This window comes from Streptomyces fagopyri, from assembly GCF_009498275.1.
Taxonomy (GTDB): Bacteria; Actinomycetota; Actinomycetes; order Streptomycetales; family Streptomycetaceae; genus Streptomyces; species Streptomyces fagopyri.
Genome location: NZ_CP045643.1, coordinates 6,557,306 through 6,579,823 on the forward strand (window position 1 = coordinate 6,557,306; position 22,518 = coordinate 6,579,823).

Consider the following 22,518-nt stretch of genomic DNA (forward strand, 5'->3'; position numbering starts at 1 on the left):
GGTCAGCCCTCCGTCCGAGGCGGGTCGAAACGGGCCAGGTCACGCAGCCAGGTGCGGGCCGAACTGTCGGACGGAGCGCGCCAGTCGCCGCGCGGCGAGAGCGAACCGCCCGCCGACACCTTCGGCCCGTTCGGCATCGCCGAGCGCTTGAACTGCGCGAACCCGAAGAAGCGGCGGCAGAACACCTCCAGCCAGCGCCGGATCTCCGGCAGGTCGTACGCGACCCGCTCGGCCTCGGGGAAGCCGGGCGGCCAGGCGCCCGCGTCCGGGTCGTGCCACGCGTGCCAGGCGAGGAAGGCGATCTTCGACGGCCTGAACCCGTAGCGCAGCACGTGGAAGAGCGTGAAGTCGTGCAGCGCGTACGGGCCGATCTTCGACTCGGTCGACTGCATCTCCTCGCCCGGGACCAGCTCCGGGCTGATCTCCGTGTCGAGGATCGCGGCGAGCGTCCGGTCGGTGTCCTCGCCGAACTGACGGCTTCCGATGACCCAGCGGATCAGATGCTGGATCAGGGTCTTCGGCACACCCGAGTTGACGTTGTAGTGACTCATCTGGTCGCCCACGCCGTACGTGGACCAGCCGAGCGCCAGCTCCGACAGGTCGCCGGTCCCGAGCACGATGCCGCCGCGCTGGTTGGCGAGCCGGAACAGGTAGTCGGTGCGCAGTCCGGCCTGCACGTTCTCGAAGGTGACGTCGTACAGGGGCTCGCCGGACGCGAAGGGATGCTCCATCTCCTTCAGCATCAGCCGGGCGGTCGGCGTGATGTCCAGCTCGGCCGCGGTGACGCCGAGGGAGCGCATCAGCTCGTGCGCGTTGCCCTTGGTGTGGTCGCTGGTGGCGAAGCCGGGCAGGGTGAAGGCGAGGATGTCGCCGCGCGGGCGGCCCGCCCGGTCCATCGCGCGGGCCGCGACGATCAGCGCGTGCGTGGAGTCGAGACCGCCGGACACCCCGATGACCACCTTCGGGCCACCGATCGCCGCGAGCCGCTGCTGGAGCCCCGCGACCTGGATGTTGTACGCCTCGTAGCAGTCCAGGGCCAGCCGGTCGGGGTCCGCGGGCACGAACGGGAAGCGCTCGACGCGACGCCGCAGGCCCAGGTCACCGGCCGGCGGGTCGAGCCGGAACGCCACCGTCCGGAAATCGGCGGTGCGGGGGGTGTGGGTGCGCCGGTTGTCGTCGAAGCTGCCGGTCCGCAGCCGCTCCTGCCGCAGCAGGTCGAGGTCGACGTCCGCGACGGCGAACTGGTCGTCGAGCGGGAAGCGGTCGGACTCGGCCAGCAGCGTCCCGTTCTCGTAGATCATGGTCTGTCCGTCCCAGGACAGGTCGGTGGTCGACTCGCCCAGGCCGGCCGCCGCGTAGACGTACGCGGCGATGCAGCGGGACGACGCCGAGCGGCACATCAGCTTGCGGTCCTCCGCCCGGCCGACGGTGATCGGACTGCCGGAGAGGTTGGCGAGGACGGTGGCGCCCGCCAGGGCCGCCTCGGCGCTCGGGGGCACCGGCACCCACATGTCCTCGCAGATCTCCGCGTGCAGCACCAGGCCCGGGACGTCGTCCGCGGCGAACAGCAGGTCCACACCGAACGGCACGGACTCCCCGTCGACCCGGATCGTGCCGCCGCGCTCGTCGTCGCCCGCGGCGATCTGCCGACGCTCGTAGAACTCCCGGTAGTTGGGCGGGTACGACTTGGGTACGACACCGAGGACCCGGCCGCGGTGCACGATCACCGCGCAGTTGTAGACCCGGTTGCGGTGGCGCAGCGGGGCGCCCACGACCAGGACCGGCAGGAGCTGCGCCGACCCCGCCACCACGGTCCGGAGCGCCTCCTCGACCTGGTCGAGCAGCGCGTCCTGGAGCAGCAGGTCCTCGATCGAGTAGCCGCACAGTCCCATCTCCGGGAAGACGGCGACGGCGACACCCTCCCCGGCGCACCTGCGCGCCTGGCGCAGGACCGCCTCGGCGTTGGCGAGCGGGTCCGCGATGACGGTGTGGCCCGTGCAGGCGGCGACGCGCGCGAAGCCGTGCTGATAGAGCGACCGGAAGTTCAGAGAAGGCACCCGCCCAGTGTAATCGTCAGAGCGACGCGATGGGGGCCCGGGGCGTGTGGCGGCCCACCTTCCGCGGGGGACGCCGGGCGGACGCCGGATGCGGAGAGCACCGGACGCGGCCGGACGCGACGATGCGCCCGCCTCCACTGGGGAGGCGGGCGCATCGTCCGTGAACGCCGGTCAGTGACGGCTGAACGAGCTGACGTAGCCCGGGGCGGGGGAACCCACACCGGTCACGTCGTCGTAGCCCTTCACGGCCGACAGCGAGCTGTCCTTGCCGAGGCTGCGCACGGAGGTCAGCAGACCCTCCGACGCGTCGAACGCGTTGGCGAAGTCCACGCGCGCCACGGCGAGTTCGGAGCCCGTGGGGGTGTCCGTCACGTCGTGGTACGCCTTGGAGCCGTACTTCGCGTAGATCGACGGGTTGGCGAAACCGATCGCCTTGCCGCCGCGCGCCTCCTGGGCCAGGGCCTGGACGGCCGCGATCACCGGCGCGGCGAGCGAGGTGCCGCCGATCCGGTACTCGCTGTACTGCTGCGACCCGTCCGGGAAGGTCTGCGTCTGGCCGACCTTGAAACCGGTGTTGGGGTCGGCGACCGCCGCGATGTCAGGCACGGTGCGCATGGCCGTCGAGCCGTTGGCCTTGGCGAGCGCGCCGGGCACGACACCCTTCTGGTAGAAGGGCTGCGCCACGGTCTTGCTGGTGCCGCCGCCCGCGCCCGAGGTGAACGCGCCCGGGAAGCCGGTCCAGCTCTTGCCGTCGGCCGCGAGGGCGGCCTTCTCGGTGCCCCAGCCGGTCTCGAACTGGTACTTGTCACCCTTGCCGACCGCCAGCGAGGTACCGCCGACCGCCGTCACCCAGGCCGAGTTGGCCGGGGTGTCGACCTGCTTCGTACCGGTGTTGGCGACCTCGTCGCCGTTGTCACCGGAGGAGAAGTAGAAGCCGATGCCCTCGACCGCGCCGAACTGGAAGACCTGGTCGTAGGCCGCGGCGAGGTCCGGGGTCTGGTTGGCCTCGATGTCGCCCCACGAGTTGGAGACGATGTCGGCCAGGTGCCCGTCGACGATCTTGCTGAGCGAGTCCAGCAGGTCGTCGTCGTAGCAGGAGGCGGCACCCACGTACGTGATGCTCGCCCCGGGCGCGACGGCGTGCACGGCCTGGACGTCGAGGGTCTCCTCGCCGTACCAGCCGGCCGCGCCGCACTCCTCGGTCTTCGTGTAGGTGCCGGGCAGCACCTGACGCAGCTGACTGGTGGAGTACTTCGCGTCACCGTGGTTCTTGGCGTACTTCGCCGCGTCGTACGCGATGGTCGGCGAGGCGTACGCGTCGGTGATGGCGACGCGGACACCCTTGCCGGTGCGCTTGCCCGCACCGTAGGCGGCGCGCAGCTGCTTGCCGGTGTATCCCTGCACCGCGTACGGGATCTTCTTGCCGTACGCGTTCGGCAGCGTGCTCGCGGTGTTCGAGCCGTAGTACGAGGAGAACGGCCCGGCGTTGCGGAACACCGCGTCCGGAGGCGGCAGGGTGTCGCTGTGCGTCGCCTTGTGCGGGGCGTTGTCCAGGCCGGTGACGGTCAGGACGGCACCGTTCAGGGCGGCCGGGACGGAGGCCGACCCGGCCGGAGCCCGGTAGGTCTTCTTGCCCTTGGCGTAGTTGTGCAGCTGGGTGCCGAACGCCTTCTCGGCGGCGGCGACGTCACCGGTGACGGAGACGTAGTGCTGCGTGGTGCCGGTGACCTTCAGGCCGGCCGACTTCAGCCACGAGGTCACCTCGGCGACCTGTGCCTTGGTGGCGCCGAAGCGGGCCTGCGTCTGCTCGGCGGTGAGGTACTTCCCGTACGAGGCAGACGCCGGGTCGGCGACGGCCTTGGCATACGCGGCAAGGCCGGCGGCGTCGCGGCCCGCGAAGTAGACCCGGGCGGAAACCTGGGAGGCGTCGGACGTGGCCCCCTTGTCCGCCTTCGGCGTGGCCCACGCGGGCTTGGTGCCCGCGAGGGTGTGCCGGCTCGGGCCGGTCGCGGCGTGGGCCGCGGGTATGCCGAGCGCCAGCGCGCCGGCGAGCATCGGCAGCGCCGCTGCCATGCTCACTCCGGCGCGTACTGCAGCGCGATTGGATCTCATAAAACCCCCTGCGATGCGGTTCGTCGCATGTGCGGTCGTCCGTGATGTGCGAGACCGTGCGCCGAACAGAAGGCACACGGAATGGATCACGCTGGGGTCACTCTCGCGATGAACCGTTCATGCCAGGGGAATGAGAAGGCCAAGGAAACGCCAAGTGGACGTGATTGAAGGTCGTTTGAGCCGTTTTGGAGAGGGCCCCTTCCGTAGTCATAGGGATATCCCTCGACTTCGTGTGAAGGGGTTCCCCGCCTACGGGACAGCGCTCAGTCGCGCGCCTTGGCGCCGCGCGCCTTCAACAGGTCGGCCATCAGCCTGATCTCGGACTGCTGCGCGTCGACCATGCCCTGCGCGAGCTTCTTCTCCACGCCGACCGTGCACTTCCGGACACAGCCCTCGGCCATGTGGATGCCGCCCTTGTGATGGTCGGTCATCAACTGCAGGTAGAGGATCTCGGCCTGCTTGCCCTTCAGCGTGTCCAGCTTCTTCAGCTCGGTGTTGGTCGCCATGCCCGGCATCAGCGCGCCGTCCTTGCCGGATGCCATGTCGCCCATGCCCATCCAGGTCATGGGCGGGTCCGCGGACACCTTCGGCAGGTCCCACAGGTCGAGCCAGCCGAGCAGCATGCCGCGCTGGTTGGCCTGCGTCTGCGCGATGTCGTACGCGAGGCGCCGTACCTCGTCGTCATCCGTACGGTCGCGCACGAGGTACGACATCTCGACGGCCTGCTGGTGATGGACCGCCATGTCCCGCGCGAACCCCGCGTCCGCGGAGTCCGCAGCGGGCGTCCCGCTCCCCGGGCCGTCGCTCTCCGCGACCGCGTACGTGATGGCGCCGGCGGCGACCAGCACCGCCGCCGTGGTGCCCGCGATCCAGCCCGCCTGCCGCATCTGACTCACTGCGACAGGCCGTTGGTGCAGGCGGCGCCCGGCTCGGGCGTCTGCTTGCCCTGGACGAACTCGGAGAAGAACGTGTTGACGGCCGGGTCGCTCGCGCTCGTCACCGTGCGCTGCTTGCCCCAGGCGCTGAGCATGATCGGGTCCTTCTGGTCCTCGACGGGGCTCATCAGGGTGTACGGGGTCTTCTTGACCTTCTCAGAGAGCGCCTTCACGTCGGCGTCCGGGGCCTTGCTGTTGTACGTCACCCACACCGCGCCGTGCTCCAGCGAGTGCACGGCGTTCATGTTGTTGACCTGCTTGGTGTACACGTCGCCGTTGCAGTTCATCCACACCTGGTTGTGGTCACCGCCGACCGGGGGCTCCATCGGGTACTTCACGGTCTTGGTGACGTGGTTGCGGGTCAGCTTCCCCGACCACGTCCGCACGCCGTCCTTGCCCGCGACGAAGTGCCCCGAGCCGCCGCCCTTGGAGTCGCTCGCCGAGGTGTCGCTCTTGTCGGACTGCGACCTGACCAGGACGACACCGCCGACCACGAGACCGACGACGACGACCGCACTGGCCGTGATCGTGAGGATCCGGGTACGACGCTCCCGGGAACGCTCGGCCTTGCGCATCTCTTCTATGCGCGCCTTGCGCTGCGCGGAGGTGGTGTTCTTGGCGGAACCCATGGCGAGTCCTTATGGGGATGGGACGGTCGGGTCCGCTGATCGTAGTGGGGAGAGGGTGCCCCGAAGGCCGTCAGAGCGCGGAATGTCCGAAGCTGCGCGCTCCCGGACAGCGCCGCCGGTGATTCGGCGCACCCCGCGCAGATAATTTGAACCTCGGATGCACATTATTTACGCTGGTGGACATGAGGCTGCTGCGCTCCACCGACCTGGCCCTGCGGGTGCTGATGCGGCTCGCCGTCGCGGGGGACTCGACGCCCACGACCCGGGAGGTCGCGGCGGACATGGACGTCCCCTACACGCATGCCGCGAAGGTCGTCGCCGAGCTCCAGCACCTCGGTCTGCTCGCGGCCCGCCGGGGCCGGGGCGGCGGCCTCACGCTCACCGAGGCGGGCCGTACGGCCTCGGTCGGCGCCCTCGTGCGGACCTTCGAGGGCGACGGTGACGTGGTCGACTGCGAGGGCGCCTCGCCCTGCCCGCTGCACTCCGCGTGCCGGCTGCGGGGGGCGCTGCGGCGGGCCCAGGAGGCCTTCTTCGCCTCGCTGGACCCGCTGACGGTGGGGGACATGGTCGCGGCACCGACCGGCCCTCTGCTGCTGGGAATCTCCAGCCGGCCCTGAGGCCCCCGGTACGGGACCGGTGACCGGCGGGTTTCCCGGCGCGCTGTTCGGTCCCGTGCCCGGCCCTCTCCACCCCCCGGCCGTGTGCTCCGCTCCGCCCGGCCGTGTGCTCCGTCCCGCCCGGTCCCGTGCCCGGGGTTCCGTGCTCAGTCCTGTGCGAGCCAGAGGTCGGGTCCGAACACCTCGTAGTGGATGTCGGCGGCGGCGACGCCCTTGCCGAGGAGCTGGGCGCGGACCGCCCGCATGAAGGGGAGCGGGCCGCACAGGTAGGCCCGGGTGCCCGACGCGACCGGCACCGAGGAGAGGTCCGCGCGGCCGGACCGGCCGGCCCCCTCGGCGTCCCGCTCGTACCAGAAGTGGACCGCCGAGTCGGCGAGCTTGTCCGCGTAGGCCTCGTGGTCGGCGCGCAGGGCATGGTCGGCGGGGGAGCGGTCGGCGTGCACGACCGTGACCGGGGCACGGTGTCCGGTGAGCGCGAGCTGTTCCAGCATGGCGATCATCGGGGTGACGCCGATGCCCGCGGAGGCCAGCAGTACGGGCGCGTCGGTGTCGTCGAGCACCAGGTCGCCGTACGGGGCCGAGACCTCCAGGGTGCCGCCGACACCCACGTGGGTGTGCAGGTGGTTCGAGACCTCGCCGTCGGGGCTTCCTTCGTCACGCACCCGTTTGACGCCGATCCGGCGCTCCGGGGAGCCCGGGGCGCCGGCGAGGCTGTACTGGCGTATCTGGCGGGCGCCGTCCGGCAGCGTCACGCGTACCGAGACGTACTGGCCCGCCCGGAAGTCCGGCAGCGGCCCGCCGTCGGCCGGGCGCATCCGGAAGGCGGCGACGTCGGCGGTCTCCTCGTCGCGGCCCACGACCTCCCACGTCCGCCAGCCCGAGGAACCGGCCTCGTGCTGGGCGTACAGCCGCTTCTCCAGGGCGATCAGCGCGTTCGCCATCAGCCAGTAGACCTCGTCCCAGGCGGCCGCGACCTCGGGGGTGACCGCGTCGCCGAGGACCTCGGCGATGGCCGCGAAGAGGTGTTCGTGCACGATCGGGTACTGCTCGGGGGCGATCCCCAGCGAGGCGTGCTTGTGGGCGATGCGGCTCAGCATGACGTCGGGGCGCTCGTCCGGCCGCTCGACGAGGTGGCCGGCGAAGGCGGCGATCGATCCCGCCAGTGCCTGACGCTGGACGCCCGAGGCCTGGTTGCCGCGGTTGAAGAGATCGCGCAGCAGCTCCGGGTGGGCGGCGAACAGCCCCTCGTAGAAACGCGCGGCGATCTCGCCGATGGCCGCGCGGACCGCGGGGAGGGTGGCGCGCACGGTGGCGGTGGACTGCTCGGACAGCATCGGAACTCCTCAAGGGCCAGGACGGAGGCGGAGGGTCGCGGTCGCGGCTCCCTCGTCTGCTCGCCACGGTAATAAAACTTGCATCTCAGATGCAAGTTTAAATGGCACGCGGGGAGCACGAGGCCGGGCGTTACGGAGAGCGTGGACGCCGGGCGTTACAAGGAGGCGGGTGAGCAGGCAGTATGGGCAACAGAGCGGGACACCTTCCGTATGCGAGGCATTCACGCCGTGGTCGGCGGGCCGATCATGGTCGGCAACGCGCACGAAATGGTGTTGTGGTGGGATGCTCAGGTGCCCCGACCGTCTTCGAGGCGTGGGAGCAGGCGGCCTGACCAGCAAGGATGGGTGGAAGCGGAAGATGGACAAGCAGCAGGAGTTCGTGCTCCGGACACTGGAGGAGCGGGACATCCGGTTCGTACGGCTGTGGTTCACGGACGTGCTGGGCTTCCTCAAGTCGGTGGCCGTCGCCCCGGCCGAACTGGAACAGGCCTTCGACGAGGGCATCGGCTTCGACGGCTCGGCGATCGAGGGCTTCGCCCGCGTCTACGAGTCCGACATGATCGCCAAGCCCGACCCGTCGACGTTCCAGGTGCTGCCGTGGCGCGCGGAGGCCCCCGGCACGGCACGCATGTTCTGCGACATCCTCATGCCGGACGGCTCCCCGTCCTTCGCCGACCCGCGCTACGTCCTCAAGCGCGCCCTCGCGAAGACCTCCGACCTGGGCTTCACCTTCTACACCCACCCGGAGATCGAGTTCTTCCTGCTGAAGGACCGCCCGCTGGACGGCTCCCGGCCCACCCCCGCCGACAACTCCGGCTACTTCGACCACACCCCCCAGAACGTGGGCATGGACTTCCGCCGCCAGGCGATCACCATGCTGGAGTCGATGGGCATCTCGGTCGAGTTCTCCCACCACGAGGGCGCGCCCGGCCAGCAGGAGATCGACCTCCGCTACGCCGACGCCCTCTCGACGGCGGACAACATCATGACCTTCCGCCTGGTCATGAAGCAGGTGGCGCTGGAGCAGGGCGTGCAGGCGACGTTCATGCCCAAGCCCTTCTCCGAGCACCCCGGCTCCGGAATGCACACCCACCTCTCGCTCTTCGAGGGCGACCGCAACGCCTTCTACGAGTCCGGCTCGGAATACCAGCTCTCCAAGGTCGGCCGCTCCTTCATCGCGGGCCTGCTCAAGCACGCCGCGGAGATCTCGGCCGTCACCAACCAGTGGGTCAACTCCTACAAGCGCATCTGGGGCGGCTCGGAGCGCACCGCGGGCGCCGGCGGTGAGGCCCCCTCGTACATCTGCTGGGGCCACAACAACCGCTCCGCCCTCGTCCGCGTGCCGATGTACAAGCCCGGCAAGACCGGCTCCGCGCGGGTGGAGGTCCGCTCCATCGACTCGGGCGCCAATCCGTACCTGGCCTACGCCCTCCTGCTCGCCGCCGGTCTCAAGGGCATCGAGGAGGGCTACGAGCTCCCGCCGGGCGCGGACGACGACGTCTGGGCCCTCTCCGACGCCGAGCGCCGCGCGATGGGCATCGAGCCCCTGCCCCAGAACCTCGGCGAGGCCCTCGCGCTCATGCAGCGCAGCGAACTGGTCGCCGAGACCCTCGGCGAGCACGTCTTCGACTTCTTCCTCCGCAACAAGAAGGCGGAGTGGGAGGAGTACCGCAGCGAGGTCACGGCGTTCGAGCTGCGGAAGAACCTGCCCGTGCTGTAAGGGCAGGTCAGCGGCACTTTTTGGGAAGCAGTACGCGGGGCTCGCGGTCGATGACCACGGGCCCCGCGGCTGTCCTCACCACCCCTGGGCCGTCGGTGGGCCGTCCGCCCCGGAAACGCGGTCCTCGTACATGCTGTCCACGGCCCTCCGGGCGCGGCCCTCGCCGCTCGGCAGCAGGTGTGTGTACACCAGGAGCGTGAAGCCAGGGTCCGTGTGCCCCAGGTAGGTGCTCAACGCTCTGACGTTCTCGCCGGCGTCGAGGAGCACCGACGCGTAGAAGTGCCTCAGCGCGTGCATGCCGTTCTCTCGCGCTGCCTGGAAGCGCTCACCTGGTTCAGGGTCGGCGATGACGCCCGCGACGACGAGCGCGGGCTTCCAGTACCGTTCGGTGCGCCAGCACGACGTTCCGGGGCGACTTGAACCGGATGAACCATGACATCGGCGACCTGTCCGCCCGAAGTGAGAACGAGCCCCGGTGAGAATCGTCCCCGCCCGACCGAGCGACCTGCCCAAGCTGCTGGCCTTCCGGTCGGAGGCCGCGGCGTGGCTCTCGGGTCTTGGAACTGACCAGTGGCAGCTCCCGTACCCGGCGGCCAAGCTGCTGGAGACCATCGAGGACGGCACTGTCTTCATGGTCCTGGACGGTTCGGTGACGGCAGCGACCATCACCGTGACTCCTGACGCCGAAGCGGGCCTCTGGACAGAGCGAGAACTCTCTGAGCCGTCCGTGTTCATCAACAAGCTCTCCGTCGCACGGACGCACGGTGGGCAGAACATCGGTGGCCGACTGCTCGATTGGGCCGCAGACCGGGCCCATCGAGCCGGGGCCAAGTGGCTCCGGCTCGATGCGTGGACGACAAACACGGACCTGCAGGCGTACTACCTCCGCCAGGGCTTTGAGCACGTCCGTACGGTCCTCGACGGGGGAGCGATCAACGGAGGCCCGCGGGTGTCGGGTTGGCTCGCGCAGCGGTCAACGGACAGGACTGAACACGGCTTCGTGGACGAGACTCCGGAGCCGGAACGTCTTGGTGGTGCCTAGGACGAGCGGTGCCCAGGTTCGGAATCTCCCTACTGCACCGGCTGTCCCTGTGGGGGCAAATTTCCCGCGTCGCCGTCAGGAACGATGTTCCGACGCGGCGTCATCTTGCCGGCCAGCCACTCCAGGTTCTCCCACACGCGGGGCTCACTGTGCCGGCGCCGCTGCTCCTCGACCCAGGGCCGGTAGTTGTTCCAGACGGAGATGATGAGGCCGCCCCATGCTTCGTCGATGACATGTCGGTCGAAGGCGTCCGTCTGCGCACCGACGGCAAGGAAGTTGAACGTGGTGAGGTAGGACGCGACCAGCTTCGTGGCTCGGTCGTCGCCGGACAGCGAGAGACCGACCAGGGTCGTAATGGCCCCGTGATCCCGCTCGTGCGGTATGCCCTCGTCGAACAGGGCCTTCCGTCGATCCATGTTGGCCGTGAGGTACTCCATGGTCGCTTGCTTGCGACGTCTGTCGTGGTCCTGGTCTGTACTGCGGGACAGCATGAGGAGCTGCCACGCCACCGCGCCGAAGGCAACGACGCTGACGAACAGGGAGCCGAACGAAGCAATCAGGGACCACCGCTCATACGACGTCACGGCCGGTTACCCTACGGAAGGTACACAGATGGCGGTGTCGTTTCTGGCATCTTGGTTCACGTGTAGAGGGATACGGCCATGCGCTCCGCCGGCCGGTTGTGGGGGAGCGCGCTGCGGGCATGTGCGGTACGGCAAGGCAGGCCGTCGCGTTGCCTCCGCCTGCGACGGCCCCAACGCCGTGTGCGAGCAGCAGCAAGCGCGAAGGCGGGAGAGACGCTCTCTGGCTGGCGAGGTCCCTGCCAGGATTCCCCGCCCCCGCCCCCGCCGCCCGCGGAGCCCGCGGCGCCGACAGGCGCGTCACCTCGGGGAGCGGCCGGCGGTGGTCGGTGGGGGGTTCCGCGTTCGGGCCGGTGACGGGGTGACGTACGCGGGGGACACCGCCGCGGTGCTGATGCGCCGCGGCTGTCCCGTGCCGTCGGACGGGACCGTGTAGAGGTCGGCTCCGTAGTCGCCGGGAAGGGCGTAGACCAGGGTGTGGTCGTCGCGCCAGACGGCCTGGTCGTCGACGCTGCGGGGCTCGGCGACGGGGGTTTCGCGCAAGGTGCGGAGGTCCAGGACGTAGAGGTGCCAGGGCGCGTCCTTCGGCAGGCCCTTCACCCGCTTCTTGTAGGCGACGCGCGTGCCGTCGGGGGAGAGCGACGGGCACTCGACGTTCGGGTGGAGGGTGGTCAGGGTGCGGGCGCGCAGGTCGCCCCGGACCAGGTACGTCGTGCCGTGGGTGGCGAGCGTCGCGTAGAACGTGCGGTCGTCGGCGGCGAAGGTGACGCCCCAGAAGTTGACGTCCGCCGCGTGATGGGTCCTGCCGTCCTTCACGACGCGGAACGCCTCCAGGGACGGGGTCAGCCGTCCCGTGCGGGTGTCGACGACCGCCGCCCGGGTCGAGAAGTTCGTACCCGCGTACGAGTCGCCGCCCACGAACGCCGTCCAGGTGACGTAGCGGCCGCTGGGGGAGACACGGGCGCGGGACGGGATGCCGGGGACGTCGTAACGGGCCGTCGCGTGGAGGCGGGAGTCGAGGACGACGGCCCGGTAGGTGTCCTGGACCGGTCCGTGCAGCGACTGCAGACAGACCCCCGTACCCCCGGCCGCGTAGAAGCGCAGGCACTTCACCTTCGAGGCCGTCCTCGGGCCCGACGGGTCCGACGCCGGGACCGACGTCAGCTCGTCGCGGTGCGGGCCCCACGCCATGTTGCGGAAGATCATGCGGCCCCGCGTGCCGAGTGCCACCGGTCCCGCGGTGATCTGCGGGCCACCCGGTACGGCGTGGTCACGCCGATCGGCGCGGGCCGAGGCGTGCAGGACGGACGCCGTGCCGACGCCCGCCAGCACGACAAGGGCAGAGACCAGCACCAAAAGACGGGTACGGAGGGTCATGCGGGGCCTTCCGAAGCGGTGGGGCGCAGGGCGAGCGCGACCAGGACCCCGACCGTGAGCAGCACGGCCGACACGGTGAGCGCCGTACGGTCGCCCCAGGCCGTCCAGGCGGCGCCGAAGCCGAGCGAGCAGACGAAACGGGCCAGTGCCTGACCGGTCTGGACGAGGGCCAGTCCGGACGAGCGCAGCTCCTCCGGCACGCTCTCCGAGGCCGCGGCCATCAGGACGCCGTCCGTGGCCGCGTAGAAGCCGCCGTGCAGGAGCAGGACCACGTACGGCAGCGCCGTCCCGTGCCACGCCGAGAGCAGCAGGGCGTACACGAGCAGCAGGGCGCCGTGGCCGGCGAGGAACAGCCGCCGGCTGCCGATCCGGTCGGCGAGGCGGCCCAGCGGCACGGCGAGGAGGAGGAACGCGGCCGCCGTTCCGAGGGGGAGCAGTGCGAACCAGCGGTCCGGTACGCCCAGGCGCCGCTGGAGGAGCAGGAAGACGAAGGCGTCGCTGACCGTCGCGAGGCCCAGCAGGAGGGCGCACAGGGTGATCCGGCGTACGGCCGGAGTGGCGAGCAGGGACAGGGCGGCGCGGAGGGTGGGGGGCGGGGTCGTGCGCGCGGGCCTCTCCCCGGCCGGCGGCGGCCCGGACCGCGTGGAGCCCCCGGGCCCCGTGGAGGAGGTCGCCTCCGTGGTTTGTGCGGCGGCCTTCGTGCGGGTGTCCCCCGGCACGAACAGCACCAGCACCAGTACTCCCACCACCGCCACGCAGAAGCTCACCGTGAACACCGCGTCGTAGCCGTCCACCGTCGCCCGCAGGATCAGGAAGGCGACCAGTGGGCCGAGCAGCGCGCCCGCCGTGTCCATGGCCCGGTGCACGCCGAAGGCGCGCCCACGCGTCGCGGGGGTGCTCGACAGGGAGATCAGCGCGTCGCGCGGGGCGGTGCGCAGGCCCTTGCCGGTGCGGTCGGCGGCCAAGACGAGGCCGATCGGGGTGAGCGAGTGCGCCAGCAGGAGCAGGGGTTTGCAGGCCGCCGAGAGCCCGTAGCCGAAGCCCGCGACCCACTTGTGGCGGCCGCCGCCGCGGTCGGCGAGGTGGCCCCCGAGCAGTCTGACGAGCGCCGAGAAGCCGTTGTAGACGCCGTCCAGGAGGCCGAAACCGAGCGGGGACAGGCCGAGGCCCGCCACCAGGTACAGCGGGAGCACCGCGGTGACCATCTCGGACGAGACATCGGTGATCAGACTGACCGTGCCGAGCGCCAGCACCGTGGGCGCGACCGCGGCGCGGCGCCGCCCGGCACGGGGCCGGACGGCGCCTTCCGCGGACGCCGCACGCGTACCGGCGCGGCTGTCCGCCACGTACATCTCAGGAGGTCCAGATGCCGGTGATGTCCTTGCCGGAGGCGGCGTTGCCGGCGTGCGGCAGGCCGTGCATGTCCTCCAGGGTGCGCAGCAGGTCGTAGTGGTTGTAGGTGGTGGTGGACGAGGAACCGGCCGTCACCTGCTGGCCGTAGAGCACCGTGGGGATCTTGTTCCCGCTGAGCCGGTTGTCCTCGTCGAAGGTGACGACGAGCAGGCTGTTGTGGGTCTTGGCCCAGGTGGCGTAGGCGCCCAGGTTGTTCTTCAGCCAGGTGTCCCCGGAGGACACCGAGCAGTCGTGCATGTCGCTGCACAGGTTCGGGACGACGAAGGAGACCTGCGGCAGCGTCGTGTAGTCGGCCGGGAACTGCGCGAAGGTCTTCGCGCTCGACGTCGGTACGTTGCCGAAGCCGAACCACGGGTTGTGCTTCTGCGCGTACTTGCCGCTGCTGCACGTCGTGGAGCCCTGGCTGGGCAGTGTCTCGTTGTAGCTCGCCCAGGTCCTGCCGGCGGCGATCAGCTCGGAGGCGAGGTTCGGCGCGGAGGAGAAGCCGGGCCTGACGCAGCTGTCGTCCGTGACGCCCTGGGTGGAGCCGGAGAACAGGGCGTAGTAGTTGGGCTGGCTCGGGTGCGTCTCGGCGTAGGACTGGGAGAGGTTGGCGCCCCCGGTCCTGAGCGAGTTGATGTACGGGGCGCTGGAGGAGCCGATCACCTGGCTGTACGCGTGGTTCTCGAAGACCACGACGACCACGTGGTCCGGGGTCGGGACCCCGGCCGCGGCATGGGCGGTGGTGGAACCGCCGAGCCCGGTCCACAGCCCCACGGCGGCCGCGGTGAAGGCGAGGGCGGACGCCACGACGGCACGGCGGCGGCGGTACACGGTTGTGCCGGACACTTCAGACCTCCGGTGGGGGAGAGGCGATGGTGACGATGACAGTGCGAACAGAGCATGTACACGCCATCACTCGCCTGTCTCACGGCACCCGGCCCGGGGGGTGAAGACCTGGTGAACTGCCCGCTTCAGTGCCACCCGCACCCGCGGTACCCCTTCAGTGACCCTGGAGCGCCTCTTCAGCGCCTCTTCAGGCCCTCCTCCGTGCTCCCTCGGGTCCCGCCGCCCCCTCGGCGCGCTCGCCGGTCCCCTTTCCACGGCCGCCGGCCACGGAGTCGTGACCGCACCCGCGCTGCCGTGGCGGGCGTCGGCATCGGTCCTCGGCGGTGTGGCCGGCATGGGCTCTCCTCCACACGCTCCCCATCCGCGCCGACACGGTCCCGCCCGGGAGGAGTCCTCGCACGCCCCGGCGCTTCCGCACGCCTCTCCGGTTAGGCTCGGCCTCGTACGACCTTGATCGGGACCGGCTGTGCGACGCTGACCGGACCGGTGGTGCGACTTCGATCCGAGGGAGGCCGAGGATGACGGCGCCGGGACGCAGAAGCAGTACTTTCACACGGCTGCTGCGGCACGGCTTCACCGATCCATCGGCGGCCGAGAGGCTCCTGGAGAGCGAGCAGCTCGCCCCCATAAAAGCCGATCCGGTACTCCTCGAAGCGCTCGGGACGACCGCCGACCCGGATCTCGCGCTGCTCGGACTGGTCCGGCTCGTCGAGGCGCAGGGCGGCCACACGGCCGAGCGCGAACTCCTCGACACACTGGTCGCCGCCAAGCCGCTGCGGGACCGGCTCCTCGGCGTCCTCGGCGCCTCCGCCGCCCTCGCCGACCACCTCGCCCGCCATCCGGGGGACTGGCGGGAACTCGTCACCTACGAGCCGCAGGACCTGCATCCCGGAGTGACGGAGTTCGAGCGCGGCCTCGCGGAGGCGGACGACCCCGTCTCGCTGCGCGTCGCCTACCGGCGCTGTCTGCTGTCCATCGCCGCGCGCGACGTGTGCGGCACCACCGACCTCGCCCAGACCGCGGCCGAACTCGCCGACCTCGCCACCGCCACCCTGCGCGCGGCCCTCACCATCGCGTGCGACGCCGCGCCCGCGGACGCCGCGCTGTGCCGGCTCGCCGTCGTCGCGATGGGCAAGTGCGGCGGACACGAGCTCAACTACGTCTCCGACGTCGACGTGATCTTCGTGGCGGAGGCGGTCGGCGGCGCCGACGAGGGCAAGGCGATCCAGGCCGCCACCCGGCTCGCCGCCCACATGATGCGGATCTGCTCCGAGACGACCGTCGAGGGCAGCATCTGGCCCGTCGACGCCAACCTGCGGCCCGAGGGACGCAACGGGCCGCTGGTCCGCACGCTCAGCAGCCATCTCGCCTACTACCAGCGGTGGGCCAAGACCTGGGAGTTCCAGGCGCTGCTCAAGGCACGGCCGGTGGCCGGGGACCTGGACCTCGGCGCGGAGTACGTGGCCACGCTCGCGCCGCTCGTCTGGCACGCCGCCGAGCGCGAGAACTTCGTCCCCGACGTGCAGAAGATGCGGCGCCGCGTCGTCGAGAACATCCCCGTGGCCGAGGTCGACCGGGAGCTGAAGCTCGGACCCGGAGGGCTGAGGGACGTCGAATTCGCCGTACAGCTCCTGCAGTTGGTGCACGGCCGGGCCGACTCCTCGCTGCGCAGCGGCACCACGCTCGACGCCCTGAAGGCACTCGCCGCGGGCGGATACGTGGGGCGCGCCGACGCCGTCCAGCTCGACGACTCGTACCGGTTCCTGAGACTGATGGAGCACCGCATACAGCTGTTCCGGCTGCGGCGGACCCACCTGGTGCCGGAGGACAGCGCCGACCTGCGGCGCATCGGGCGGTCGTTGGGACTGCGCGTCGACCCGGTCGCCGAGCTGAAGCGTGAATGGAAACGGCACCGGGCCGTGGTGCGACGGCTGCACGAGAAGCTCTTCTACCGGCCGCTGCTCGACGCCGTCGCCCAACTCGCCACCGGCGAGGCCCGGCTGAGCGCGGACGCGGCCCGGGAGCGGCTCGTCGCGCTCGGATACGCCGACCCGGCCGCCGCGCTGCGCCACCTGGAGGCGCTGGCCTCCGGCGTCTCACGCAAAGCCGCCATTCAACGGACCCTGCTGCCCGTGCTGTTGGGATGGTTCGCGGACTCCGCCGAACCCGACGCCGGCCTGCTCAACTTCCGCAAGGTGTCGGACGCGCTCGGCAAGACCCCCTGGTACCTACGGCTGTTGAGGGACGAAGGGGCGGCCGCCGAGAACCTCGCGCGGGTGCTGTCCGCGGGGCGCCTCGCCCCCGACCTGCTCATGCGCGCCCCGGAGGCGGTCGCGCTGCTCGGTGACGGCGACGGCGGCGGGCTGGAGCCGCGCGCCCGGGCGCACCTGGAACAGGAGGTGCTCGCGGCGGTGGGACGGGCCGCGGGGGGCGAACAGGCGGTCACCGCCGCGCGCGGGGTGCGGCGGCGGGAGCTGTTCCGCACCGCCGCGGCCGACATCGTCGCCTCCTACGGCACCGAGGAGACGCCCGTCGTCGCCGACCAGGGCGCCCTCGTCGACCAGGTCGGCGGCGCGGTGTCCGACCTGACCGCGGCGACGCTCGCGGGGACCCTGCGGGCCGTGGTGCGCGACGGATGGGGGGACACCCTGCCCACCCGGTTCGCGGTGATCGCGATGGGACGGTTCGGGGGGCACGAGCTCGGCTACGGGTCCGACGCGGACGTACTGTTCGTGCACGAGCCCCGGGAGGGCGTGGACGAGCACGAGGCGTCCCGGGCCGCCAACGCCGTGGTCTCCGAGATGCGGCGGCTGCTCCAGGTGTCCAGCGCGGATCCGCCGCTGCTGATCGACGCGGATCTGCGGCCCGAGGGGAAGTCCGGGCCGCTCGTACGGTCGCTGAAGTCGTACGAGGCGTACTACCGGCGGTGGTCGCTGGTGTGGGAGTCGCAGGCGCTGCTGCGGGCCGAGTTCGTGGCCGGGGACGAGGACCTGGGGCGCCGGTTCATCGAGCTCGTCGATCCGCTGCGGTATCCGGCGGAGGGGCTGGGCGAGGACGCCGTGCGGGAGATACGGCGGCTGAAGGCGCGGATGGAGTCGGAGCGGATGCCTCGCGGGGCGGATCCGACGCTGCACAGCAAACTGGGGCGGGGCGGGCTGTCCGACGTGGAGTGGACGGTCCAGTTGTTCCAGCTGCGGCACGGGTGGGACGAACCGGGGCTGCGGACCACGCGGACGCGGGAGGCGCTGGCGGCCGCGTGTGCGGCGGAGCTGGTGTCGGGGGAGGACGCGGCGATCCTCGACGAGGCGTGGGTGCTGGCTACGCGGGTGCGCAACGCCGTGATGCTGGTGCGGGGGCGGGCCGGGGACACGTTTCCGTCCGACGGGCGGGAGCTGGCTGCCGTGGGGCGTTACTTGGGGTACGGGCCCGGTCATGTGGGCGACATGCTCGACGACTACCGGCGGACCACTCGGCGGGCGCGGGCCGTCGTGGACGAGTTGTTCTACGGGGCGTGAGACTCGGTGCCGGTGCGGGTTCCGTTGCCGGTGCGAGTTCCGGTGCCGGTCCCGTTGCCTGTGCTGGTGCGAGTCCCGTCGCCTGTGCCTGTGCCTGTGCCTGTGCCGTGCGGGGCGCGGTGCGGGCTGTGGTGGGGCGGGGCCGTGCCGGTACGTCGAGCCCGGCGCCGTTGGATCAGACGTGGGCCGGGCACGGGAGCCGCTGCTCGATCCGGGCGTGAGCGACGGGCTGCGACGTACCGGCACGGCCCCTCCCGTGCGTCGCCGGGTGCGGGCAGCGGTGCGGGGCGCCGGTGCGGGTGTGGGCTGCCGCGGGCGGGTGGTGGGACCGGGGTGTGTCAGGCCTTCAAGGGGAGCATCTGTGCTCCTCGCGTGCCGGGTACCCAGCGGGGCAGCGTGTGGGGCAGGGCGCCGTACCAGAGGCGGGCCACCGTGAAGCCGAAGGCCAGGCAGAGCATGCCGCCCACCGCGTCGAGCCAGAAGTGGTTGGCGGTGGAGACGATGACCAGCAGGGTGGCCGCCGGGTAGAGGAGGCCCAGGATGCGGGCCCACGGCGCCGAGGCCAGGGCGAAGATCGTCAGGCCGCACCACAGGGACCAGCCGATGTGCATCGACGGCATCGCGGCGTACTGGTTCGACATGTGCTTGAGGTCGCCGGAGGCCATCGAGCCCCAGGTGTGGTGGACGACGACCGTGTCCACGAAATGGCCGCCGTTCATCAGGCGCGGCGGGGCGAGCGGGAGGAAGTAGTAGCCGACCAGGGCCACCGCCGTCGTGGCGAACAGGGCCAGGCGCGCGGCGGCGTAGCGGCCGGGATGGCTGTGGTAGAGCCACACCAGGACGCCCAGGGTCACCACGAAGTGCAGCGTCGCGTAGTAGTAGTTCATGCCGATGATCAGCCATGTCGCCGAGTTGACGGCATGGTTGACCGACTGCTCGACCGCGATTCCGAGGTGGTGCTCCATGCGCCAGATCCAGTCGGCGTTGCGCAGCGCCTTGCCCCTCTGCTCGGGCACGGCGTTGCGGATCAGCGAGTACGTCCAGTAACTCGCCGCGATGAGCAGGATCTCGAACCAGAAACGGGGGCGACGCGGAGTCCGCAGACGGTGCAGGAAGCCCTTCCCCGCACGGTCCCTTGCGACGGGGCGTGGAGCGGCCCGGTCCTGGCCTTCCAGTGTCGTCACGGTCGTCTCACCCATAGGCACAAAGTCTGCCAGAAAAGCGTTCCGCGACCGATCATCCCCTGGTCGGGTCCTGGCCGCACGTTCTGCACCGGGCGGACCACTACGCGCGGCGTAGGGAATCCCCCCGAGGGCTGTCCCGTGATCGCCGGTGGATCAGCGCGCGGCGTCGGACGCCGTGCGTCGCGAGGCGGAGGGTCGTCCTCGTACCGGGTGTGTCCGGGCGACCCCGACGACGCGGCGAGGTGCCGTGGCTGTCGTCGTGCGCCCGTCGGGGATCACGGGACAGCCCTCAGGGACGATTCCGGTCCCCAGGGGCCGAAGCGGTCGACCCGCGCACCACCAGTTCCGGCATGAACACGAACTCGCTGTGCGGTGCCGGAGTCCCCCCGATCTCCTCCAGCAGCGTCCGTACCGCCGCCTGCCCCATGGCCGGCACCGGCTTGCGGATCGTCGTCAGGGGCGGGTCGGTGAAGGCGATCAGCGGCGAGTCGTCGAAGCCCACGACGGATATGTCCTTCGGTACGTCCAGACCGCGCCCGCGCGCCGCCCGTATCGCCCCGAGGGCCATCATGTCGCTGGCGCAGACGACCGCCGTGCAGTCCCGTTCGATGAGCGCGGCGGCCGCGGCCTGCCCGCCCTCCAGGGTGTACAGCGAGTGCTGGACCAGTCGCTCCTCGACGTCGGCGGGAGCGAGCCCCAACTGTTCCTGCATCGTGCGCACGAAACCCTCGATCTTGCGCTGCACGGGCACGAACCGCTTCGGACCCAGGGCGAGCCCGATGTGGGTGTGCCCGAGCGAGACGAGGTGCGTGACCGCCAGGTCCATCGCCGCGCGGTCGTCGGGCGAGATGAACGGCGCCTGCACCTTCGGCGAGAACCCGTCGACCAGGACGAAGGGGACCCCCTGGGCGCGCAGCTGCTCGTAGCGCTGCATGTCCGCCGAGGTGTCCGCGTGCAGCCCGGAGACGAAGATGATGCCGGCGACTCCCCGGTCGACGAGCATCTCCGTCAGCTCGTCCTCGGTCGAGCCGCCCGGTGTCTGGGTCGCGAGGACCGGGGTGTACCCCTGGCGGGTCAGCGCCTGCCCGATGACCTGCGCCAGCGCGGGGAATATCGGGTTCTCCAGCTCGGGGGTGATCAGGCCCACCAGGCCCTCGCTGCGCTGCCGCAGCCGGACGGGGCGCTCGTAGCCCAGTACGTCGAGCGCGGCCAGGACGGACTGGCGGGTGGTCGCGGCGACGCCCGGCTTCCCGTTCAGGACGCGGCTGACAGTCGCCTCACTGACCCCCGCCTGGGCTGCGATGTCGGCAAGCCGTGTGGTCACGGGATGGGACTGTACCTGCCGGTTCTCGCCCTGCCCACCAACCAGACGCCGTGTGCGGGCGGTTGATCGGCCCGCTCCGGGCTGCTGCGTCATCGCGCTCCCTCGTGTTCTGGTCGGCTCGGCGTCGCGGGCGTGCGCCGCGGGAAGGGGTGGCTCCTGCAAGGCGCTGACGGGCCGATGATCCCCGTACCGGTCGGGTATGGCAAGAGCTTGCAGAGTCTTGCACAGGGGCTCCGCTGCCCGCTGAGCGGCCTCGGACAAGGGTTTCCGTACCATCGCCTACGGGTCACGGGCGGGTAACTCTCGGCAGTCCTTGCACTTTTTTGCTGCAAGGTCTTTCGCGCCGCTTACAACGCTGTTACGTTCACGTCGCCCGGCGGACGCAACGGCGCAGTCGGCAAGTCGGCAAGGGGAGCGGGCGGGACCGCTTCCCCACCCACTCGGGCTTTCACCCTCAAGGAGATCTCATGCGGCGTGGCATAGCGGCCACCGCGCTGGTGGCGTCCCTCGCCCTCGCGGCGACGGCCTGCGGCGGCAGTGACAGCGGCAGCGACAAGTCGGACGGCCCCACCACCATCACCTGGTGGGACACCTCCAACGCCACCAATGAGGCGCCGACGTACAAGGCACTGGCCCAGCAGTTCGAGAAGGCCAATCCGGACATCAAGGTCAAGTACGTCAACGTCCCCTTCGACCAGGCGCAGAACAAGTTCGACACGGCCGCCGGCGCCTCCGGCGCCCCGGACATCCTGCGCTCCGAGGTCGGCTGGACCCCGGCCTTCGCCAAGAAGGGCTACTTCCTGCCGCTGGACGGCACCGAGGCCCTCGCGGACCAGGCCAAGTTCCAGCCGAGCCTGATCGAGCAGGCCAAGTACGACGGCAAGACGTACGGTGTCCCGCTGGTGACCGACACCCTCGCGCTCGTCTACAACAAGGCGCTGTACAAGAAGGCGGGCATCACCGAAGCCCCCAAGACCTGGGACGACCTGAAGAAGGCCGCCGCCACGATCAAGCAGAAGACGGGCGTCGACGGCTACTGGGGCTCGACCCAGGCCTACTACGCGCAGTCGTTCCTCTACGGCGAGGGCACCGACACCGTCGACGCCTCCGCGAAGAAGATCACCGTGAACTCGGCCGCCGCGCAGAAGGCGTACGGGACCTGGCAGGGCCTGTTCTCCGGCAAGGGACTGCACAAGGCCGACACCACCGCCGACGCCTACGCCCACATCCAGGACGCGTTCGTCAACGGCAAGGTCGCCTCGATCGTCCAGGGCCCCTGGGAGATCACGAACTTCTACAAGGGCTCGGCCTTCACCGACAAGGCCAACCTCGGGATCGCCACCGTCCCGGCCGGCTCCACCGGCAAGGCGGGCGCCCCGACCGGCGGCCACAACCTCTCCGTCTACGCCGGGTCCGACAAGGCCCACCAGGCGGCGTCGCTGAAGTTCGTGAAGTTCATGACCTCGGCCGCCTCGCAGTCGACGATCGCGCTCAAGAACTCCACGCTGCCCACCCGTGACGACGCCTACACCAGCGCGGTCAAGGCCGACCCGGGCATCGCCGGCTACCAGACGGTGCTCGCCGCCGCCCAGCCGCGGCCCGCGCTGCCCGAGTACAGCTCGCTGTGGGGCCCGCTCGACACCGAGCTGCCGAAGATCGCGGGTGGCAAGGAGTCCCTGGACAAGGGCCTGAACAACGTCGAACTGGCGATCGCCAAGCTGGTCCCGGACTTCAGCAAGTGAGTCCGTGTGGCCGTCGGATCCCCTCCCGGGCGACGGGGGACGGGAGGGGATCCGACGGCCACCGGCGTGAGCACGGCCCCAACCCTGATCTTCCAGAAGGTGTCGAAC

The 22,518-nt window shown here is 70.8% G+C and carries 16 protein-coding genes and 1 pseudogene; 5 read left to right on the plus strand and 12 right to left on the minus strand.

Translation table 11 applies throughout. The features are described from left to right. Positions 1-2: 2 nt before the first annotated feature. From GFH48_RS28320 to GFH48_RS28335, 4 genes are all read right to left on the minus strand, one after another. The gene (locus GFH48_RS28320) at positions 3-2,048 is read right to left on the minus strand and encodes an NAD(+) synthase (RefSeq protein ID WP_153293156.1); all 2,046 of its coding nucleotides are present in this window, start codon (positions 2,046-2,048) and stop codon (positions 3-5) included. Between the two features lie 180 nt (positions 2,049-2,228). Further along, positions 2,229-4,169, minus strand: coding sequence for a S53 family peptidase (locus GFH48_RS28325; RefSeq protein WP_153290938.1), 1,941 nt, complete (start codon positions 4,167-4,169; stop codon positions 2,229-2,231). A gap of 263 nt (positions 4,170-4,432) precedes the next feature. After that, positions 4,433-5,056, minus strand: coding sequence for a DUF305 domain-containing protein (locus GFH48_RS28330; RefSeq protein WP_153293157.1), 624 nt, complete (start codon positions 5,054-5,056; stop codon positions 4,433-4,435). A 5-nt stretch (positions 5,057-5,061) separates the two neighbouring features. Further along, on the minus strand, positions 5,062-5,733 hold the full coding sequence (locus GFH48_RS28335) for a DUF3105 domain-containing protein (protein WP_153290939.1): 672 nt from the start codon (positions 5,731-5,733) through the stop codon (positions 5,062-5,064). 182 nt (positions 5,734-5,915) lie between these two features. Between GFH48_RS28335 and GFH48_RS28340 the strand changes: the two genes are divergently transcribed. Continuing rightward, positions 5,916-6,350, plus strand: coding sequence for an RrF2 family transcriptional regulator (locus tag GFH48_RS28340; RefSeq protein WP_153290940.1), 435 nt, complete (start codon positions 5,916-5,918; stop codon positions 6,348-6,350). Between the two features lie 146 nt (positions 6,351-6,496). On the opposite strand, the gene GFH48_RS28345 is transcribed toward GFH48_RS28340, so the two are convergent. Then, positions 6,497-7,684 carry a globin domain-containing protein gene (locus GFH48_RS28345; RefSeq protein ID WP_153290941.1) on the minus strand — a complete coding sequence of 396 codons (1,188 nt, stop codon included), beginning with the start codon at positions 7,682-7,684 and terminating at the stop codon, positions 6,497-6,499. A gap of 358 nt (positions 7,685-8,042) precedes the next feature. Between GFH48_RS28345 and glnA the strand changes: the two genes are divergently transcribed. Beyond that, complete coding sequence (glnA, locus tag GFH48_RS28350) at positions 8,043-9,404, plus strand: type I glutamate--ammonia ligase (RefSeq protein WP_153290942.1); 1,362 nt, start codon at positions 8,043-8,045, stop codon at positions 9,402-9,404. A gap of 75 nt (positions 9,405-9,479) precedes the next feature. Here the strand turns inward: glnA and GFH48_RS38680 are convergent. After that, positions 9,480-9,788 (minus strand): annotated as a pseudogene (locus tag GFH48_RS38680) (site-specific integrase); the annotation flags it as partial. A 91-nt stretch (positions 9,789-9,879) separates the two neighbouring features. Here GFH48_RS38680 and GFH48_RS28360 point away from each other — a divergent pair. Next, complete coding sequence (locus GFH48_RS28360) at positions 9,880-10,446, plus strand: GNAT family N-acetyltransferase (RefSeq protein WP_153290944.1); 567 nt, start codon at positions 9,880-9,882, stop codon at positions 10,444-10,446. A gap of 29 nt (positions 10,447-10,475) precedes the next feature. Here the strand turns inward: GFH48_RS28360 and GFH48_RS28365 are convergent, their stop codons facing one another. From GFH48_RS28365 to GFH48_RS28380, 4 genes are all read right to left on the minus strand, one after another. Beyond that, positions 10,476-11,030: a DUF4760 domain-containing protein gene (locus tag GFH48_RS28365; protein WP_153290945.1), complete on the minus strand. Its 555-nt coding sequence runs from the start codon at positions 11,028-11,030 to the stop codon at positions 10,476-10,478. Between the two features lie 297 nt (positions 11,031-11,327). Then, a complete protein-coding gene (locus tag GFH48_RS28370; protein ID WP_228121010.1) occupies positions 11,328-12,404 on the minus strand; it encodes a TolB family protein in 1,077 nt (358 codons plus the stop codon). Next, a complete protein-coding gene (locus GFH48_RS28375; protein ID WP_194280703.1) occupies positions 12,401-13,756 on the minus strand; it encodes an MFS transporter in 1,356 nt (451 codons plus the stop codon). The genes GFH48_RS28370 and GFH48_RS28375 overlap by 4 nt, the downstream gene beginning before the upstream one ends. Position 13,757: 1 nt before the next feature. Next, positions 13,758-14,645 carry an alkaline phosphatase family protein gene (locus tag GFH48_RS28380; RefSeq protein ID WP_153290946.1) on the minus strand — a complete coding sequence of 296 codons (888 nt, stop codon included), beginning with the start codon at positions 14,643-14,645 and terminating at the stop codon, positions 13,758-13,760. Between the two features lie 518 nt (positions 14,646-15,163). Here GFH48_RS28380 and GFH48_RS28385 point away from each other — a divergent pair. Beyond that, positions 15,164-18,160 carry a bifunctional [glutamine synthetase] adenylyltransferase/[glutamine synthetase]-adenylyl-L-tyrosine phosphorylase gene (locus GFH48_RS28385; protein ID WP_153290947.1) on the plus strand — a complete coding sequence of 999 codons (2,997 nt, stop codon included), beginning with the start codon at positions 15,164-15,166 and terminating at the stop codon, positions 18,158-18,160. Positions 18,161-18,498: 338 nt separating this feature from the next. Here GFH48_RS28385 and GFH48_RS28390 read toward each other — a convergent pair whose 3' ends face one another. Both GFH48_RS28390 and GFH48_RS28395 read right to left on the minus strand, forming a co-directional pair. Continuing rightward, on the minus strand, positions 18,499-19,359 hold the full coding sequence (locus GFH48_RS28390; protein ID WP_153290948.1) for a phosphatase PAP2 family protein: 861 nt from the start codon (positions 19,357-19,359) through the stop codon (positions 18,499-18,501). 274 nt (positions 19,360-19,633) lie between these two features. Continuing rightward, on the minus strand, positions 19,634-20,668 hold the full coding sequence (locus tag GFH48_RS28395) for a LacI family DNA-binding transcriptional regulator (protein ID WP_153290949.1): 1,035 nt from the start codon (positions 20,666-20,668) through the stop codon (positions 19,634-19,636). A gap of 467 nt (positions 20,669-21,135) precedes the next feature. On the opposite strand from GFH48_RS28395, the gene GFH48_RS28400 reads away from it, so the two are divergent. Continuing rightward, positions 21,136-22,410, plus strand: coding sequence for an extracellular solute-binding protein (locus GFH48_RS28400; RefSeq protein WP_153290950.1), 1,275 nt, complete (start codon positions 21,136-21,138; stop codon positions 22,408-22,410). Positions 22,411-22,518: the final 108 nt, after the last annotated feature.